Here is a 1,529-nt window from a genome sequence, read left to right as displayed (position 1 = left end):
CCCCCCCCTCCGAACTCAGCAGGAGAAGCGAATCACGATGCAGCCTCAGATGAAAGGGTTTTTCCGCAGCCTGTTAGATCGCGCAAGACCTCGAATTGGGCCACTGAAAGCTCAGACCCGACCCAGGGCCTTGTCTCGGAAATAGCTGCCTGAACGGATGATGCCAGATAGAGAACCGGGATGCCCGCAGGGTTTATCCGCCCTTCTTTTGCTCGGTTGGCGAGCGGCTTCATACGTTCCGCGCCGTACCCAACGCGCTCTTCCCCAATCTCATTCCCTTCATCATCGGTGGTAGGTTCGTATCGGACCCCTTGCTGAGCGCGAAACAGCAATGTTCCTTGGGAAATCTTTACGATGCGCTCATCCATGGTCGCGAGAACCGTATCCAGAAACGCCTTCATTTCCTTGGTCCAGACGTACCTTCGGCCATGCCTGACCAGCCGTGTAAACTCCTGGAAGCTGTGCCACGACTGGAACTCAGGCCTGTCCTTCTTGGCGTCCATGGCATCCACCATTTTTTCGATTCAGCTTCACATTATACACCGGACGTAACCATAGACATCTTGCATCGCGCACCAACGTGCCAGTGGACAGGTTGGGCCTCTTGCATTAATCGTTTTCGTTGTATCCCGCGTCCATTTGGAGACTCGCGTGCCCATCGCAGCGACAACCCTGTACGAGGCAGAGGCACGAGAGCTTCTGGAGCGCGTGGGTGATGGCGCGGTTGACATGGTGTTCTTGAGCCCGCCTTTTGAGAACCCAGCCGCGCCAGATTTTTCAACGCGAGTTCGCGAATTTGCCCGTGTTATCGAGCAATCCCACAGGGTTTTGTCCGACCGTGGAAGCTTGTTCTATTTCTCCGATCCTGGAATTGCGGGGCCGATACGGGTGATCCTCGACCACATATTTGGCAAGCAAAATTTCCGAGCCGAATACGTCTGGATGCGGACAAATTTGAACAGACAATTACGTCACGACACCATCCTATTTTACGGCAAGACTGACGCAGCAACGGAGAACCAAGTTCGACGCGCTCTCCGGGAAGCCGAACGCAGGTATTTTGTATCGGCAGAGGACGAGAGGGGGCCATTCCGAAAAAGTTCATTAGAAGCCCCTTTAGAAAGGCCAAATCTGTGCTTTCCGTGGCGTGGCTATATGCCCGGACCCGGACGATCTTGGCGTTACACACTTGAGAACCTTGAGAAGCTGTTCTCTGAAGGACGGATTTTGATGCCCGCAGGCAAAGGCCGGCCTGCGTTGAAGCAGTATCTCGTCGATGCGGAAAGCGCCGGATTACCTCTAGGTACCGTATGGGATGACATACCCGTCGAGCGTGGATGCGGAAAGGTGGCTGCCGGGCATATCCCGCTGAAGCTGGCGGAACGAATAGCCCTAATTGGATCCAGGCCTGGAGATCTCGTCCTTGACCCTTATGCGGGTCAAGGTGTGATGCTAGAGCATTTTCCGCTCAATCACGGTCATATCCGGCAGCGGCGAAGAAGTTCTCGCACTCGGCAGGGGTGAAGGCG

The 1,529-nt window shown here is 55.1% G+C and carries 2 protein-coding genes; one reads left to right on the top strand and one right to left on the bottom strand.

Annotated elements, in window-relative coordinates:
- Positions 1 to 32: 32 nt before the first annotated feature.
- Positions 33 to 503, bottom strand: a complete 471-nt coding sequence (locus KEC16_RS19580; RefSeq protein WP_211552095.1) for an RES family NAD+ phosphorylase — start codon at positions 501 to 503, stop codon at positions 33 to 35.
- A 148-nt stretch (positions 504 to 651) separates the two neighbouring features.
- Here KEC16_RS19580 and KEC16_RS19575 point away from each other — a divergent pair, with 148 nt between their 5' ends.
- Positions 652 to 1,524, top strand: a complete 873-nt coding sequence (locus KEC16_RS19575) for a DNA methyltransferase (RefSeq protein WP_211552093.1) — start codon at positions 652 to 654, stop codon at positions 1,522 to 1,524.
- The last annotated feature ends 5 nt before the right edge of the window (positions 1,525 to 1,529 follow it).

It is taken from the genome of Magnetospirillum sulfuroxidans (genome assembly GCF_018224925.1).
In the GTDB taxonomy this organism is placed as follows: Bacteria; Pseudomonadota; Alphaproteobacteria; order Rhodospirillales; family Magnetospirillaceae; genus Magnetospirillum; species Magnetospirillum sulfuroxidans.
The sequence above is the reverse complement of the archived record's forward strand: the minus strand, read 5'-3'. Positions and strand labels throughout refer to the sequence as shown.